This is a genomic window from Eikenella sp. NML99-0057 (genome assembly GCF_001648535.1).
GTDB classification, from domain to species: domain Bacteria; phylum Pseudomonadota; class Gammaproteobacteria; order Burkholderiales; family Neisseriaceae; genus Eikenella; species Eikenella exigua.
The window spans coordinates 24,077-39,894 of record NZ_LXST01000004.1 but is presented as its reverse complement, the minus strand read 5'-3'; the positions used below and the strand labels follow the sequence as shown (position 1 = coordinate 39,894).

The window sequence follows — 15,818 nt, the reverse complement described above, 5'->3', positions numbered from 1 at the left end:
ACATCGCCTATTCGCCCGGCTTCTCTTCTTTATGTTCAACAATCTGCTTGGGCGCAGCCGTTTCGCTTTCACCCTCGCTGCCTTCATTTAAGCCCTTTTTAAAATCGTGAATTGCCCCGCCGAGGTCTTTGCCTACATCGCGCAGCTTCTTCGTGCCGAAAATCAGCACCACCACAATCAAAATCACCAGCCAATGCCAGCCGCTTGAAATACCCATCATTCTTTCCTTTCAATCTGTTCAATGGCAGACCCTGGGCTACCTGAAATTAAGTACAGCAGGTTTTGCTAAAACACCCGTTCCGGCCGAATTAAACAGCCCCGCCGCCAATCTGCAAATAGCCGCGATTGTAACAGCGGGCGCGGCAAACCGAAAGAACGGCGCGGCGGGCGGAATTGCATCGCGGCAGAATGACAAGTAACCCAACAGGTCGGGCACGGGTATCGGACAAGCCATTCCTTGCAAACTTCAGGTAGCACTTGTTATGGCTACGGGCGGGTATCAAACCCATCCCTATGGGAGCCCAGGTAGCCTGCAAGATGGCGGGCTGCAAGTCATCTCGTCGGAACGGTTTTATCTTGCCAACCTGAATGAGGCTACCTGAAAACGGGAGGCAAACCAAAAACTGACTTGGCCGCGCCGCCAAACCCGGCCGTTCGCTATATAATGCCGATTCTTTCTTCTTGCTTACTCCCGCCCGCGCCATGCTCCATCTTTATTCTTCCAACCGCCTCGAATTCCTTGCTGAAACCGCCGTTGCGCTGATGCAGGCTGCGCCGCCGGAAGCGGTGTTTGCGCCGGAAGAAATCGTGGTGCAGAGCCAGGGGATGCGCCGTTATCTCAACCACTATTTGGCCGAGCGCAGCGGCATTGCGGCCAATTTGAATTTCAGCCTGCCGGCGGCACTGAGCTGGCAGCTCACGCGCCGCTTCCTGCCGGATGCGCCGCGCCTGAACCCGTTTGCGCCGGAAGTGTTGCGCTGGCGGCTGCTGCCGCTGCTGGAAAGTGCCGACTCGGCCTTGCCCGCAGTGTTGCGGGGCTACCTGAAAAGCAGTACGGCGGCGGCTTATCATTTGGCGGGGCGGCTGGCGGACGTGTTCGACCAATATTTGGTGTACCGCCCGCATTGGCTCGTACAATGGGAGCAGGGCAAGCTCAACGGTTTGGGCGCAGACGAAGCCTGGCAGGCCGCGTTGTGGCGCACGCTCGCCGCCGACACCCCCGCCGCCCACCGCGCCGCGCAGCACGAACGGCTGCTGGCCGCGCTGAATCCGGCGCGCCTGCCGCAGCGTTATTTGGCGTTCGGCATTTCCACGCTGGCGCCGGTGTATCTGGATTTGTTGCAGGCCCTGGCCGAGCACACCGATGTGCACCTGTTCGCGGTTAATCCCAGCCAGCAATACTGGGGCGACATCCAAAGCCCGAAACGGCTGGCCGCACAGGCCGAATCCGCAACCGAAGAAGCCGGCCACCCGCTGCTCTCCTCATTGGGCAAACAGGGGCGCGACTTTTTCGACCGCCTGGCCGTGAGCACCCGCGCCATGGAGCAGGTGGAACTCTTCCCCGCGCCGCCCGAATCACCCAGCCTGCTGCAACGCTTGCAGGCCGATATCCAGCTGTTGAGGCTACCTGAAAAAGGCAGCGCGCAGATGGACGGCAGCATCGTGATCCAAGCCGCCCACAGCCCCCTGCGCGAGCTGCAAATCCTCAAAGAACACCTGCTGCGCCGTTTGGCGGACAACCCCGAGCTGCAGCCGCACCACATCGCCGTGCTCACTCCCGCCGTGGAAGACTACCTGCCCTTCATCCATGCCGTGTTCGGCGAAGCCGCGCCCGGCAGCCGCGCCCTGCCGTATTCCGTGGCCGACGTGCGCCTCAGCCGCAGCCAGCCTTTGATGCTGCTGGCCGAGCAGCTCATCACCCTGATGCAGAGCCGTTTTGAAACCGAACGCCTGCTGCCCCTGCTCGATGCCCAAGCGGTGCGCCGCCATTGGCAGATTGATGAAACTGATGCCGAATTCCTGCGCCGCAGCGTGGCCGAACTCAACGTGCACTGGGGCGCGGATGCCGAAATGCGCGCCGAGCACGGCGGCAGCGGCAAGTCCTTCACTTGGCAGCAGGCCGCCGAACGCAGCGTGTTGGGCTGGCTGCTGCCCGAGGGCGAAGATACGCTGTGGCAGGGCGTGCACCCCTACCCGGCCGATTTGGCCCGCCAGCCTGCCCAAGCCGCCTGGTTTGTGCTGCTGGGCAAGTTGCGCGAGCACCGCCGCCGCTGGCAAAGCCCCACATCCATCGAAGGCTGGATCGAACGTTTCCGCGCCCTCTTGACCGATGCCGCGGGCGATACCCCCGCCGAAGCCGACCAAGCCGCCTGGCAGCAAATCAGCCAGGCCTTGGCCGCATGGCAGGAAGAAGCCGCGCTGGCAGGTTATGCCGCGGCCCTGCCGCCCGACACCGCCTGCCAGCACCTGTGCCGCTTCTTCGGCCAAAGCAGCGAAGCCGCCTTTTTGCGCGGCGGCATCACCTTCTGCAGCATGGTGCCCATGCGCAGCCTGCCGTTCGACACTGTGTGCCTGCTCGGCCTGAACGACGGCAAATACCCGCGCCAAACCCCCGCCCCCGCCTTCGACCTCATCGCCCGCCACCCCCAATCCGGCGACCGCTCCCGCCGCGACGACGACCGCTACTTGTTCCTCGAATCCCTGCTCAGCGCGCGCAGCCACCTCTATCTGTCCTACATCGGCCGCGACCACCTCAAAGACGAAGCCCAAGCCCCCTCGCCGCTACTGAGCGAACTCATCGACACGCTGGCACAAATGGCCGGCCAGAGCAGCACCGATTTCGCCGCCGCCCATGTGCGCCAACATCCCCTGCAAGCCTTTTCCACCCGCTACTTTGCCCCGCAAGTAGATGGGGAAAATTCAGTCGGCCTCAGCAAAAACAGGCTTTCAGGTAGCCTAGCCGGCCTCCGCCAAGACTACGCCCAAGCCCTCAACCAGCCCGCCGCCGAAGCCGCGCCCTTTATCAGCGATACCCTGCCCGAAGCCGCAGCCGAGCCCGCCGTATCGCTCGACAGTTTCCTAAACTTCTGGAGCAACCCCGTGTGCCATTGGCTGCGCCGCGCCCTGCAATGGCAACGCCCCTATGCCGACCGCCCCGCCGATTCCGCCGAGCCCTACGCCATCGAGCGCTCCGACGAAGTGAAACAGCGCTACCTCGACGCCCGCCGCCACTGCGAAGACTTCGCCCAAACCGAAGCCAAGCTGCAGGCCGACAGTCTCCTACCCGCCGGCCTGCTCGGCGAAATCCTGCAAGAGCCCGAGCGCACCGCCGCCAAGCAGCTCGATTCCGAACTGCTCGCCAACCCGCGCGAGCCCGATTTTCCCTTCCGTTTCGAGCACGGCGGCCACACTCTCGTCGGTAGTCTCACCCACCTGCACCAGCACGGCCAAATCTTCTACCACGCCGCCGAACTCAAAGCCCCTGCCGAAATTAGGCTGTGGCTGCAACACCTGGTGTATTGCGCCGTTCACCCCAAAGCGCAAGCCACCCACCTCGTCTCCCTCGACAGCCCGCAAACCCTGCCGCCGCTGTCGCAAACGGAAGCTGCCGAGCAACTTGCCCGCTGGTTCGACTACTACTTGCTCGGCCAAAAACAACCGCTACCCTTCTTTCCCCGCACCAGCCTTGCCACTGCCAAAGCCTGCACCGCCGAAAACCTCGCCGCCCAAGGGCTACCTGAAGCAGCCCTCAAAGCTGCCCGCGGCAAATACCGCGACAGCCGTGACTACTCCGGCCAAAACCAAGACCCTGAAGTCGCCCAAGTATATGGCCGTGATGAAGACGAGCCGATTAACAGCCCCCTGTTCGCCCGCCTTGTTTTAGAGCTGCTCGCCCCGCTGCATTTGTGGTTTGGCACATAAAGAAGGCAAAGGCAAAAAAGCTGGCTGAAAACCTTTCCGTGTAACCGGAAGTTTTCAGGTAGCCTGTTTTGGCAGATAAATCCACCCTCGATACCAAGTCCCCCGGGGTTAGTCCGGCCTTTCCCCTTCCGGCCAATAATGGCTGTCCGGCAAAGCCCGTGCGCCGAAAATCGCCTGCCCCACCCGCACAATAGTTGCCCCCTCCTCAATCGCAATTTCAAAATCGCCCGACATGCCCATCGACAATTCGTCCATGCTCATTCCTGCCGGCAGGTTGCGGCGCAATTTGTCACGCAGTGTGCGCAGCAACACGAAACAGTCGCGTACTTTGCTGCGTTCGCTGGAAAGCAGCGCCAAAGTCATCAACCCCTTGATTTTCAGTTGATTGAACGGCACTAGCTGCCGCACAAACGGCACCACTTCCTGCGGTGCCAAACCATATTTGCTTTCCTCGCCTGACGTATTCACCTGTACCAGCACATCCAGCTCCCGCCCCTCCTGCATCAGGCGGTTGTTGAGCTGTTCGGCCACCCGCAGGCTGTCCAAAGCCTGAAACTCAGTGGCAAAGCGGGCAACATATTTGATTTTGTTGGTCTGTAAATGGCCGATAACCGACCATTCTATCGGCAAATCTGCCATCATCTCAGCCTTGCCCCACGCCTCCTGCACCTTGTTTTCGCCGAAATGGCGATAGCCCAGCCCGTAGGCCATGCGCAGCCGCCGCTCGTCCACCGTTTTGGTTACCGGCAACAGCCGCACCGATTCCTCCGGTCTGCCCGCACGGCAGCAGGCGGCACGGATTCTGTTTTCAATCTCGGCAAAATTGGCGGCCAATTCTTCAATGGTTTCGGCCTTGGCATAGTGGGGTTCGGTAAGCATCTCTTTTTTCTCCAAATTATAAAGTTAGCGTGCAGTCGGCATCATCTGCCGACCATCCGGATGAAACAGTCTAAAATTGTTGCAGAATAAATTATAAGCCTAAAGTCAACCACTTTCCTCCAAGAATCCCTCTTTGATTTCAATCAATTAGATTTTCCTTGCTTTTTTACCGCCTACTGCAAAATTTTTATTGACAATTTCCCGCTTCATCTCTACAATGCGCGCTTCCTTTCCCCGATAGCTCAGTCGGTAGAGCGACGGACTGTTAATCCGCAGGTCGCTGGTTCGAGCCCAGCTCGGGGAGCCAAAGGGTCGTTAGCTCAGTCGGTAGAGCAGCGGACTTTTAATCCGTTGGTCGAGCGTTCGAATCGCTCACGACCCACCAAATTTTAAAAAGCCTAAACATCCCGTTTAGGCTTTTTCTTTATCCTCTGCCCATCATGCCCGTTCGCCAAACCCTCCCCGCCCGCCGTTTATCTGTTGCTCCGATGCTGGATTGTATCTATATATGAAAATAATATATATTTATCAAAATAATATATTTTATTATTTTTTAATGGTGCAAATATGGTGCATTGATTAAGTGCTTTGAGTGTGAATTGATATGCAAACAGGCTGCGATGTGCAGCCTGTTTTTATTGCTCTTTGATCTGGTTTACTTGCTCGATGCGCTCGCCTATCCAGCGCATCACCGGCACGGCCATGCTGTTGCCGATGGCTTTGTAACGCGGCCCGTCCGGGCAGACGGCGGCTGGTTTGCCACGCCAAGGTATTTGCGTGTGCCCGGCGGGAAAGCCCTGCAGGCGCTCGCACTCGTGGGGAGTGAGGCGGCGCACCTGCGCGCCATCGGATACGGCATGACGGTCGGTGGCGGTTAGGGTGTAGCAGATGCCGCTGTCGTCTGCACCTACGCCGTTTCCGCCGTTGTGGTGCTGCCTGTCGATGATGTTTCCTGCAATGCAAACAACGTTGGTGTTGCCCCTGCCTTGGCAGTCGAGTGCAAACGCTTGATCGGAGGCGCATGGGTCTTGCTGCCCGTGCACCATCAGCAGGGTTTCACTGCCGCCAGCTAGGGCGCCGCCGCTGGCTTTCAGCGTTCCGGCGCTGTCGGATTGGCGATACGCGCCAAAGCTGCCTTCAATAAAGGCGGCAGGGTTTTCTTGCGTAGTTCCGCCCGCTGGAGGATGCCGTTGCAGGCTTTGGCGCTCAAATAATACCGCTGCGGCACGTTGCCAGCCTCCAATATGGCTGACAACGAAGACGCGGCGGCGCCGCTGCGGGACTCCGAAGTATCGAGCGTCAAGAATGCGGTAGGCGAACCCATACCCGAGTTCCGCCAACCCGTTGAGGAAGGAGGAAAAATCGCGCCCTCGATTTGACGACAAAACGCCGGGGACGTTTTCCCATACCAGCCAGCGGGGGCGGTATCGGTTAGCAATGGCAAGATAGGTAAGCATGAGGTTGCCACGCGGATCTGCCAGTCCTTTTCGCAATCCGGCAACGCTGAAGGACTGGCAGGGGGTTCCGCCGACAAGAAGGTCAATTGGGTCATTCGGCCACTCTTTAAATTTGGACATGTCGCCGCGATTGGGGATGTGCGGCCAGTGGTGTTTTAAAACGGCGGCGGGGAACGGCTCGATTTCGGCAAACCATGCGGGCTGCCAGCCCAAGGGTTCCCACGCCACGGATGCGGCTTCGATGCCGCTGCACAGGCTGCCGTAGCGCATTTCAGGTAGCCTTTTCAAAAATCTGATAGCGACCGTCAGGCAGGCGTTCGGCTTCTCCGCGCGCTTGTTCCAGCAATTGGCGCGGCAACGGCATCCAGTAGGCTACGGCGTATTCGGCGGGGCTGGCAGGGTAGTTGATCCAATCGTTGGTTTGCGGGTCGATGGCGTCGATGTCGCAATAATCTTGCTCCTCGCCCACCACTAAAATAGCTACGGGTTTTTCGGCTTCGGGCAACTTTTCGGTGGGGGCAATCCACGGTGTTTTTGGCACTATCTCAAGATTTTTCGCTGGGATTAGATATGAGTAGTATTCGCTGGCAATACGGCACAGCCGTCCGCCTTTTTGCACCACAAACAAGTTGCGGGCTTCTTTTTCCGGGGCGTTGTCGGCATCGATAAAGCGTACGAGGTCGCCAAAGGCAAATTGCTGATAATCCATTTTTAATCCTGATTGTGCATTTTCATCCATGTTTCGGCGGCCTGTTCGCGGCTGGATTCCAGCCAGGCGGCGAGGTCGGAAACGTTTACAAAAAAAGTTGTTTTTTGGGATTTGTCCGCCTGGAAAACCGGGAAGGGCAGGGTTTGCACTTTGGCGCGGCGGCGGGCTACCTCTATGCTCAGGTGCGGCATAAAGTCGGCGCAGGCGGTTTCGAGGGAGATAACCGGGGCGCGGTAGCGCAGGGCGAGCATAAAGCCGGTGTCGAGGGTGGGATTCATCTTGTGTCTCGTTATCTGTAGGGCGTGTTTTGGATTTCGGCGATTTTTTCTTCCCGTCGCTGCAAGGCGGCGGGGCTGATGGCTTGGTATTTGTTGCAAGCCGGGGTTTTGTAGGGCAGTGAGTTCCAGCTTTCGCCGTGGGCGCAGGCTGCCATCCGGTGGCGCAGCATGGGCGTGGGTTTGATTTCGCCGCTGCTGCTTTTGTAGGTGGTTTGCCAGTAGCGGCAGGTTAGGCAGGTAGTGGTCATTGCTCTGCTTTTAATTTGGCGATTTTGTACAGCAGCTGTTCCATTTCGGCGGTTAGGGCTAAAAGTTTTTTTTGTCTTTTAAACTGCTGTTGTTTCTTGGCATCGTGGGCATACGCTTTTAGTAAAATTAGCATTTGTTCGGTATCGGTTTGCATCATTGTTTCCTTTTCCTGCGGTTCAAACTTCGTTAAAAATTGCCTGCAACTTTCTAAGTCTCTCCTAGCCTCTTCGGCTCCGGCGGTGTTGCCGATTTCTTCGGCGGCTGCCAGCTCTTGCTCTTTTTCTGCGACACGGCGGCGGAAATAATTGATGTCTAAACAGATTGTCATGCCGCCTCCATATGGATAAATCGCTGGATAAACGCCACTACCTGCTGCGCCTCTTCGCGGGTGAGGGTGAGTTCGCTGCGGATGCCGTGGCTGCGGCTGATGGTAAAGCTACCATCCGAAAAACCGCCTATTTTTAGGGTGCGCTCGCTGATTGGCTGTTCGCCAGTATTGGCTTTGATGGGTAAAAACGGTACGTCCACGGTGTCGTCTTCACTTAGTAGCTCGGCGGCGCGGGTGGGTGGTTCTGCCTGCACGGCCTGTGGCGGCAGTTCTGGCGGCGGTGCTGGTTCGGGTTTGGTTTTGGGTTTGGGCCCGGGCTTTTTGCGCGGCTGCGGCTTCAGGCTGCCTGCTTGTGCGGCATCTCGGTATCTTGAGCGCCCGCCGATGATTTCACACTCGACCGCGCCAATTTGTTCCATTCGGTATAAAACATCAATGGCTTCCGCGCCTAAGCCGGTGCTTTTGGCGATGCTGGCAATGCTGTACCAATTTCCATCTGATAGCAATTCCGCCACTTTTCGCTGTGCGGACAAACCTGCTTTGGTGGTCATGGCTGCTCTCCTGCGGGCTCGTACACCACGCCGCGCATGATTTCGTAGTCGGTCATTTCTTCGTACTGTTTGGCCGCCGCTGCGGCTTCAGCTTCGGCCTGCAGGTCTTTTGCGGCGATGATTTCGGCGCTGGTGGGCTCGCTGGCGGTGTTTTGCGCGGCGGGCTGCAAATAGGGATCGTGCGCGTCGATATTGGGCACGGCTGCCAGCGCGGTTGCGGCGATGGTGGCGAAAATCAGTTTGAAGATGATGGGTTTCATAATTCGGTCTCTCTTTTCAGGTAGCCTGAAAATGGTTTGGTGCAGGTCTCCGGCTCCATTGTGGTGCGTCGAAAGGCGGTCTTTGCTTTTTCCGTGGCCTGCTGCCGCTGTTTGCCCACCTGCGGCTGGGGCATGGGTGCCACCACATGATTAAAATAGGATGCAGGCGGCCTGAAACAGCACGATGGCCTGCGTGATAAAGGCTAAAGTGATAAGGGTAAGTTGTACGGTAGTTTCGTTCATTTCTCGCTCCTCGGCATGGGGCAGGCGGCTGTGATGCGCGGGTAAGGGAGAGACCGCTCCGCCGTTGTTGGCGGCAACCGCCTGCCCGATGCCGCCTGAATCAGGCGGCGGGATTGCCGTGTTTTTCAGCTACATCGTTGAGCCAGTCTTTAGCAGCTTGGATTGCCGCCGCCAGCTCGTTGTCGCCGAGTTCGTAGTAACAAATTTCGTACTCCAGCCATGTTCCCTTTGGCTGGGGTTCGATGCAGGCATATAGGATGAGTGAGCCATAGCGGCTGTTGTATTCCACATCCACCGCTAAGATGCCGTTGCCAGTTAGTTGTTGCGCCAATTTGAGCAGGTCGGCCAACGTGGGTTTGGCTTCGGCGGGTGGGGTGTCGTCGCGCACGGCTTCGGCGAGGTAGGCGGACGGCCAGCGGCGTTTGATGACGTCTATAGCGGCGGCTTTGTGGTCGGTGGTGATGCTGCTGCCGGTTTCGATAACGCAGCCGCCGTCTTGGTATTCGGTCAGGGTGGCGGCTTGTACGTCTTCTCCGCCGTAGCAGGGCAGCATGATGGGGTAGGTTTTCATGGGTTCCCCTTGGTGGGTTCGTTGTCGATTTCCAGCGCGGTAAGTAGCTGTTTGACTATTTTTAGGGTGTCGCTCGGCTCTAATACGATTTCTCGGCTGCGAATATTCAGGCTGACTATTCCGGCGGACTGCACATCTATTTCGATGTGCAACGGGGCGGTGGTTAGTAGCCTGGCCAGCAGCTCGGATGCCTTGCTGGGCTTCGCGGGTGAGTTGGTGACGGATGGCATTTGATTTGCTCCATGTGTTGTTGATTTGTTGGAGCGTATATTAGCAAATTGCTATAGATTAAGTAAATAGCAAAATGCACTATTTTTGCATATTTTTGCTATTTTATTGATATATAAGATAATTATTTTGATAAAAAAATCCCGCAATCCGTGGTAGATTGCGGGATTCTTTATATTTTGATTACAGACTTATGATTTCTAATGGTAAAACTGCTACAAATTTAGAGATAATGACAAATTCCCCTTCATGCTCAGGATTGATTTCAAATGGGTCGTATAGTGGGTTGTCAGATTTAGCAATCATTTTGCCGGGCAGCTTCTGCAGCCGTTTCATATAACAGCCATCCCGATAATAAAAGGCGTAAATGCCGTCGCCGTCAAAATAGTTGATGTGTGTATCGACAAATGCTAGCCCTTTTTGCGGCAGGGTTGGCTCCATTGAATCGCCGCTGATGCCAACAATATCTAAATGTTCCACATCATGCCGTCCGAACAGCTTTATTACTTGATTGGTTGGAATTTCTAGTGTTCTGATAACTTCGGGGAAATCTGCATTTACCACGCCTTCGCCACAAGATACCAGAATTTCTTTATGGCGGAATGTGATGCTATCCCCTGCTGTAGGCTCTTCCTCTTCTATTTCGCCAAGCGGACGATCAAGCCAACCTGTCGGCTTGTTCACTCGTTTTTCAATTTCGCGGGCAGTAGTGTTCCGCAAAGAGCGCGGCGTACCGGTTACGCTTGGCGTACCGTTAATCCATTGCCATATTTGGGTTGGGCTCTTATCAATTTTCCGCGCCAGCTCCGCTTGAGAGCCGTATTCCTGTACCAGCATATTCAAGCGTTCTCTGCGGATTTCTTCAATCGATTTCATGCTGCACACTCCTTTTCCCTAAATCATAGCAAAACGCTATATGAATAAAATATGCAATTTGCTATTGACTTGTAAATAGCAAATTGCTAGCATATTGCTATTGATAAAGGAATGGCGATGACAATTACAGAATTTTTGGAAGCACGACAAATGACGGTAAACGCGTTTTCCCGTTTGCTTGGCTGCCATCAGCCGGATTTGACCCGTTGGGCTAAAGGTACGCGCCCAGTGCCCGCGCATTGGTGTGTGGCTATTGAGCAAAAAACAGATGGGGCGGTTACTCGGAAAGAACTGCGCCCGCACGATTACGCACAGATTTGGCCGGAACTGGCCGCCTAACCGGAGATACCCATGAATACCCAAATTGTGATTACCAACCGAGTGATTCGCCGTCACGGCGATTTGTATTGCCTGAACGACCTGCATAAAGCCAGCGGCGGCGAAAAGCGCCACCGCCCTAGTTATTGGCTGGCATTGAAACAAACTTCTGAAATTATTGAAGAATTAAATAAGGAAGCAGCCAAGGCCGAGATTACGGCCTTGAAACAAAATCAACAGGTTATCCAATCCATTCACGGCGGCAAACAACACGGCACTTTCGCTTGCAAAGAATTGGTGTACGCCTACGCCGCCTGGATTTCACCGCAGTTCTTTCTGCAAGTGTTGCGCACTTACGATGCGGCAATTTCCGGCAGCCTGCCGCAGGTGCAGGGCTGGCGGCCGCCGCTGCTGCCGTTGCGCCCGCCGCGCGATTACGCCGCCGCCTGCGCTTTGGCGGATGAGACGCTGCGCGAGGTGAATGCGCTGAATATGCGGGTGGCGAAGGTGGAGCATTGGCTCACTTATTGGCGCGACGTGTTTATTGAAGACGCGCTGGCCGGAACGCTGCCGGAATAGTTTCCTCTTTCTTCGGCACTCCTTCCCTTGTGCCGGGGTTTTCGGCGGTTTCCTGCTTCCCTTTGCCGCCGTTTTTTATACCGCCTGCCGCTGTTTAAGCAGGGGCAGGCTCTTTATACGCCTTTTTCAGGCTACCTGAAAGCTGTGTTATGAGCCAATCTATTGATTTTGCCACTATTTCAAGCGCCGCCTTGGGCGCTGTGGACAACCTGCTGGCGGAATGGCTGCCTTCCGGCCGCTATGACGGGCATGAGTTTGTGGCGCTCAATCCTACGCGCGCGGATAAAAAGCTGGGCAGTTTCCGCATCAACACCCGCACCGGGGCATGGGCGGATTTTGCCACGGGCGATAAGGGCGGGGATTTAATCGACTTGTATGCCTACCTGAATAGCTGCAATGCGGCGCAGGCGGCGCGGGCGATTGCCGAGCGTTTGAGCCTGGGCAATTTTGCGCCGGTGCAAAAGGTGGCACTGGATGGCGGCAGCGCGGCCAAACCGGGCAAAAACGCGCGCTGGCAGCCGATTGTGCCCGTGCCGCCCTATGCCCTAAAAACTATGAATTTCCGCCATTCGTTCCGCCAAGGCGAGCGGGCGGAGCCGGTGTTTACGTCGGTGTTCCGCGATGCGGCGGGGCAGGTATTGGGCGCAGTGGCGCGGTTTATCAAATCTGACGGCAGCAAAATCGACCTGCCCTACACGTTTTGCGAAAATTTGGACACCCACGAAAAAATGTGGCGCTGGCGCGGCTGGCAGGGTTTGCGCCCGTTGTACGGTTTGGACGCGCTGGCGACCGACCCGACGCGCCCGGTGCTGGTGGTGGAAGGCGAAAAGTGCAAAAACGCGGCGGATGCGGCGCAGCTGGGCTATGCGGTGATTACTTGGCACGGCGGCGCGGGCAACTGGGACAAGACGGATTGGGCGGCGGTGCAAAACCGGCGTGTCATCTTGTGGCCGGACTGCGATTCGCAGCGCGAAAAATTAACTGCCGCCGAACGCAAGGCGGGGGTGGATGCGGAAAGCAAGCCGTATCTGGATAAATACGCGCAGCCGGGCATGGCGGCGATGCTGGGCATTGCCGAACGGCTGACGGCGCAGGGCTGCAAGGTGGCGTTTGTGCGCACGCCTGAGCCGGGCGTGTGGCCGGCGGGCTACGATATTGCCGATGCGCTGGCCGACCGTGGGCAGTTTGTCGATGCGTTGGCGGCGTTGAGTTGGCAGCATTTGGCGGATTACACCGCCGAATATGCCGAGGTGTTGGCGTCGGCGCAGGCTTCGGGCTACCTGAAACAGGCTGCCCCGCCTCCCGCACCCGCCACGGAGGGCGAGCCGCCGGAAGGTGAGGCACGCGAAAACACGGGGGGCGGCGGGGAAAATATGCCGGAAACCACCGAAACGCCGGAAGGCGAAAGCCGCTATCAGGAAAACTTCGATCGGCTGAAACAGGAATTTGCCCTCATTGAAGGTAAAAGCCGCGCCGTGAGCAGGAAAACGGGCGTGGAATACAGCCGCAAGGCGCTGACCGACCATTTTTGCAAAAAATCGGTGGATAACTGGTATAACTGGGGGCGCGCGCCGGTGATGACCCAGTATGAAGTCAATAAGTTAAAACGCGACCGGGCGGCGTTTCAGGTAGCCCAAGACAACGACTTAAAAGACATGATGGCGCGCTATGTGTATTTGGACGGCAGCTCCAGTATTTGGGACAACAAACTGTGGCGCATGATTGACCAAGGCTCGGCCAAGCTGGCGATGGGCAGCCAGTTTAAGATTTGGCAAGACAGCCCGGCGCGCATTGTGAAACGTTTTGACCGCGTGGTGTTTGAGCCTGGGCGGGAAATGTCAGAGGAATACATCAATATCTATCGCGGGCTGCCGCTGGCGGATCAGGTGCAGTTTCCGCGCCCGCGTGAGGAGATGCCGACTTGGTGGCTGGATGTGTTGGATTTATACCCGGGCTGCCGCGCCATCCAAAAGCTGATCGCGCATTTGTGCAATCACAATAAATTGGTTATGGAGTGGGTGTATAACTGGCTGGCCTACCCTTTGCAGCACCCGGGCGCGAAAATGGCAACGTCGCTGGTGATGCACGGCGATGTGCACGGCGCGGGCAAATCCTTGCTGTTTGAAGAGATTATCAAGCCGATGTACGGCGATTATGCCGCCACGCTGGGACAGTCGGATTTGGAGAGCAACTATACGGGCAACCGCTCGGGCAAGCTGTTTATCGTGTTCGAGGAAATTTTTAATCCCAAACAAAAGTATGATCAATCCGGCGCAATGAAGCACATGGTTACCGGCAAAACCATGCGCATCGAGCGCAAGTTTGTGGACAGCTACGAAGAGGCCAACCACATCAATTGCGTGTTTCTCTCCAATGAGGAGCAGCCGTTTAAAATCGAAGAGAACGACCGGCGCTACTTTGTGATTTGGCCGAAAACCAAACTGCCGGAGAGCCTGCGCCTGGAATTGACCGAAGAGCTGGGTGCGGATGGCGTGTTGCAGTTTTTTATGCTACTGTTATCTCTCCCGCTCACCATCAACTACCGCCGGATAGAAAGCAGCGACCCCGCGCAGCCGGATGCCTATGAGGTAATCGAAGAGGGCGGCCCGCGCTTCGACCCGCACACCCAACCGCCGATGACGGAGGCTAAGGCCAACGTGATTAATTATGGTCGGTATGGGTGGCAGACGTTTTTTCACGAGCTCGAAAACGGCGAGATTGCCCGTGGCGATATTGTGATTCCGCCGAACGCGGCGGCGCGCACGGATGATATGGTGCGGCTGTATCGCTGGTGGTGCAGGGTAAACAATGAGCGCGAAATCAGCCGCAGCAAGTTTTTGCAGCATATTGCCAGCAAGCGGCCACGGCGCAAATCTTGGGTGCGTGGTTATCAAGGCAGTTCGACGGCGCGGCAGTTTTGGGTGTTCCTTTGCCCCAGCGCCCCATTACTTTATGGCGAGGTGGGACAGGATGCGCTCGGTCGGCAGTTGTTCGAGTTTGAGCGGGCAGTGGATGACATCACCCGCGCAGAGAACGTTTAAAATGGCACATTTGGAACATTTGTGCCATTTACCACCACTGCCGAAAACCGCATGAAATAAGGATTTGTTCCAAATGTTCCAAATGTTCCGCCAAAATTCACGCGCACGTGCGCGTGTTTTTTTATGCGCGTTTCCCGTGTGCATTCTGTCTTCTTGCCTTCTCTTTTTTTATTTCTTATGCGCGCTTAAAAATATGTGGAACATTTGGAACATTTGGAACAAATCCAGCAAGGGCGGGCTTTTTAGGCGGTTTTAAAATGGCACAAATGTTCCAAATGTGCCAACATTAAAACAAGGGATTTTTTGCCGCTTTATCTGTTGTTTTATCGCGGTTTTTAGTAAAATAACGGCACAATAAAAAAGCGGCAGAGGGCTGCCGCGTAAGAGGTAACAAAAGGGGCATGAGTATCATGCTGTGTTTGATTTTTCCGAAGATGCAAAAGATGCGCTGATGCGCGAATGGGCGGATTGGAGACGTCGGGCTGTGCAGGTAGGGCCGAACGGCTACAAGCCGAGTTCTTTAAACCTTTTGATGTCCGGCAGCCTGCCGGGCGGTGGCGGCTTCCACTCGGTGGTGCTTTCCTATGGCTCGGATGTGGATGCGGTGTTTGCGGCGATTGACTACGCAGTGAACCGGCTGCCGATGATTCCCAAGCAGGTGGTGCGCCGATATTACCAGCAGTCGGGCACCGTGGATCAGATGGCGGCTGATTTGGGCGTGTCGCGGCGAACTATGTATAAGCTGCTTGATTCGGCTGTTAACTCTGTGTTTGCTGATGCGCGGTTAAAAAAGATGTTAAAAGCCGCTTGACAGTTTATGTAAACTGCGCGTAGCATAATGTGCAAGCATGGGTTAAGTTGTATATAGCCCATGCTTGATACAATTAATTAGGCGAATATACCAAACCGTCCGGTGTAAAAAACCGGGCGGTTTGGTTTTGGTGGTTGATATGGGACGACTTAAAAAGGCGGCTGTCCGGCTAAAACCCGGAACCAGTCGCATTTCCATTCCCGCAGGTATGTCTGGCTCGGCACGGCGTGCCAAAGGCAGTAGCAGCACCGCGCGCGGATATGGCTACCGCTGGCAAAAGGCGCGCCTGCACTATCTGGCTGAACATCCGCTATGTGTAATGTGTGCTGCTGATGGCAAGGCTGTACCAGCCACGGTGGTCGATCACATCAAACCGCACGGTGGGAATGATGCTTTGTTTTGGGATAGCACAAACTGGCAGCCGCTTTGCAAGCATTGCCACGACAGCCGAAAACAGAAACAAGAGCGGCAAGGTGGCCGGTTTATGGGCAGGGGGGTATAAAACTCTACAGCCCTCGC

The 15,818-nt window shown here is 56.3% G+C and carries 18 protein-coding genes and 2 tRNA genes; 8 read left to right on the top strand and 12 right to left on the bottom strand.

Annotation, left to right across the window (positions count from 1 at the left end):
• Window positions 1–7 precede the first annotated feature (7 nt).
• The gene (gene tatA / locus A7Q03_RS06240; RefSeq protein ID WP_067448291.1) at window positions 8–217 is read right to left on the bottom strand and encodes a Sec-independent protein translocase subunit TatA; all 210 of its coding nucleotides are present in this window, start codon (window positions 215–217) and stop codon (window positions 8–10) included.
• A gap of 464 nt (window positions 218–681) precedes the next feature.
• On the opposite strand from tatA, the gene recC reads away from it, so the two are divergent.
• Window positions 682–3,921 (top strand): exodeoxyribonuclease V subunit gamma, encoded by a 3,240-nt coding sequence (gene recC, locus A7Q03_RS06230; RefSeq protein ID WP_369814460.1) that lies wholly within the window; start codon window positions 682–684, stop codon window positions 3,919–3,921.
• Between the two features lie 108 nt (window positions 3,922–4,029).
• Here the strand turns inward: recC and A7Q03_RS06225 are convergent, their stop codons facing one another.
• The gene (locus A7Q03_RS06225) at window positions 4,030–4,800 is read right to left on the bottom strand and encodes a YggS family pyridoxal phosphate-dependent enzyme (protein ID WP_067448285.1); all 771 of its coding nucleotides are present in this window, start codon (window positions 4,798–4,800) and stop codon (window positions 4,030–4,032) included.
• 231 nt (window positions 4,801–5,031) lie between these two features.
• Here A7Q03_RS06225 and A7Q03_RS06220 point away from each other — a divergent pair.
• Window positions 5,032–5,107: transfer RNA gene (locus A7Q03_RS06220), tRNA-Asn, on the top strand.
• A gap of 2 nt (window positions 5,108–5,109) precedes the next feature.
• Window positions 5,110–5,185: transfer RNA gene (locus A7Q03_RS06215), tRNA-Lys, on the top strand.
• Between the two features lie 250 nt (window positions 5,186–5,435).
• Here the strand turns inward: A7Q03_RS06215 and A7Q03_RS06210 are convergent.
• The 10 genes from A7Q03_RS06210 to A7Q03_RS06165 all read right to left on the bottom strand — a co-directional run bounded on the left by A7Q03_RS06210 (window position 5,436) and on the right by A7Q03_RS06165 (window position 10,550).
• Window positions 5,436–6,527, bottom strand: a complete 1,092-nt coding sequence (locus A7Q03_RS06210) for a DNA cytosine methyltransferase (protein ID WP_067448283.1) — start codon at window positions 6,525–6,527, stop codon at window positions 5,436–5,438.
• Between the two features lies 1 nt (window position 6,528).
• Window positions 6,529–6,966, bottom strand: a complete 438-nt coding sequence (locus A7Q03_RS06205) for a DUF551 domain-containing protein (protein ID WP_067448280.1) — start codon at window positions 6,964–6,966, stop codon at window positions 6,529–6,531.
• 2 nt (window positions 6,967–6,968) lie between these two features.
• Window positions 6,969–7,244 (bottom strand): pyocin activator PrtN family protein, encoded by a 276-nt coding sequence (locus A7Q03_RS06200; protein WP_067448279.1) that lies wholly within the window; start codon window positions 7,242–7,244, stop codon window positions 6,969–6,971.
• Between the two features lie 11 nt (window positions 7,245–7,255).
• On the bottom strand, window positions 7,256–7,492 hold the full coding sequence (locus tag A7Q03_RS06195; protein WP_067448277.1) for a hypothetical protein: 237 nt from the start codon (window positions 7,490–7,492) through the stop codon (window positions 7,256–7,258).
• Window positions 7,489–7,821, bottom strand: a complete 333-nt coding sequence (locus tag A7Q03_RS06190; protein ID WP_067448273.1) for a hypothetical protein — start codon at window positions 7,819–7,821, stop codon at window positions 7,489–7,491. Before A7Q03_RS06190 ends, A7Q03_RS06195 begins: the two co-directional genes overlap by 4 nt.
• On the bottom strand, window positions 7,818–8,372 hold the full coding sequence (locus tag A7Q03_RS06185; protein WP_067448272.1) for a hypothetical protein: 555 nt from the start codon (window positions 8,370–8,372) through the stop codon (window positions 7,818–7,820). The genes A7Q03_RS06190 and A7Q03_RS06185 overlap by 4 nt, the downstream gene beginning before the upstream one ends.
• Window positions 8,369–8,632 (bottom strand): hypothetical protein, encoded by a 264-nt coding sequence (locus A7Q03_RS06180; protein ID WP_067448271.1) that lies wholly within the window; start codon window positions 8,630–8,632, stop codon window positions 8,369–8,371. The genes A7Q03_RS06185 and A7Q03_RS06180 overlap by 4 nt, the downstream gene beginning before the upstream one ends.
• A 343-nt stretch (window positions 8,633–8,975) precedes the next feature.
• Window positions 8,976–9,446 carry a hypothetical protein gene (locus A7Q03_RS06175; protein WP_067448270.1) on the bottom strand — a complete coding sequence of 157 codons (471 nt, stop codon included), beginning with the start codon at window positions 9,444–9,446 and terminating at the stop codon, window positions 8,976–8,978.
• On the bottom strand, window positions 9,443–9,676 hold the full coding sequence (locus A7Q03_RS06170; protein ID WP_067448268.1) for a hypothetical protein: 234 nt from the start codon (window positions 9,674–9,676) through the stop codon (window positions 9,443–9,445). The genes A7Q03_RS06175 and A7Q03_RS06170 overlap by 4 nt, the downstream gene beginning before the upstream one ends.
• A gap of 181 nt (window positions 9,677–9,857) precedes the next feature.
• Window positions 9,858–10,550 (bottom strand): S24 family peptidase, encoded by a 693-nt coding sequence (locus tag A7Q03_RS06165; protein WP_067442253.1) that lies wholly within the window; start codon window positions 10,548–10,550, stop codon window positions 9,858–9,860.
• 117 nt (window positions 10,551–10,667) lie between these two features.
• Between A7Q03_RS06165 and A7Q03_RS06160 the strand changes: the two genes are divergently transcribed.
• The 5 genes from A7Q03_RS06160 (at window position 10,668) to A7Q03_RS10855 (ending at window position 15,801) form a co-directional block, all read left to right on the top strand.
• Window positions 10,668–10,889, top strand: a complete 222-nt coding sequence (locus A7Q03_RS06160; RefSeq protein WP_067442251.1) for a YdaS family helix-turn-helix protein — start codon at window positions 10,668–10,670, stop codon at window positions 10,887–10,889.
• A 12-nt stretch (window positions 10,890–10,901) separates the two neighbouring features.
• On the top strand, window positions 10,902–11,447 hold the full coding sequence (locus tag A7Q03_RS10400) for a KilA-N domain-containing protein (protein WP_067448266.1): 546 nt from the start codon (window positions 10,902–10,904) through the stop codon (window positions 11,445–11,447).
• Window positions 11,448–11,596: 149 nt separating this feature from the next.
• Window positions 11,597–14,488 (top strand): DUF5906 domain-containing protein, encoded by a 2,892-nt coding sequence (locus A7Q03_RS06150; RefSeq protein WP_067448264.1) that lies wholly within the window; start codon window positions 11,597–11,599, stop codon window positions 14,486–14,488.
• Between the two features lie 415 nt (window positions 14,489–14,903).
• Complete coding sequence (locus A7Q03_RS06145; protein ID WP_067448261.1) at window positions 14,904–15,299, top strand: sigma-70 family RNA polymerase sigma factor; 396 nt, start codon at window positions 14,904–14,906, stop codon at window positions 15,297–15,299.
• 139 nt (window positions 15,300–15,438) lie between these two features.
• Window positions 15,439–15,801, top strand: a complete 363-nt coding sequence (locus A7Q03_RS10855; protein WP_082880708.1) for an HNH endonuclease signature motif containing protein — start codon at window positions 15,439–15,441, stop codon at window positions 15,799–15,801.
• The last annotated feature ends 17 nt before the right edge of the window (window positions 15,802–15,818 follow it).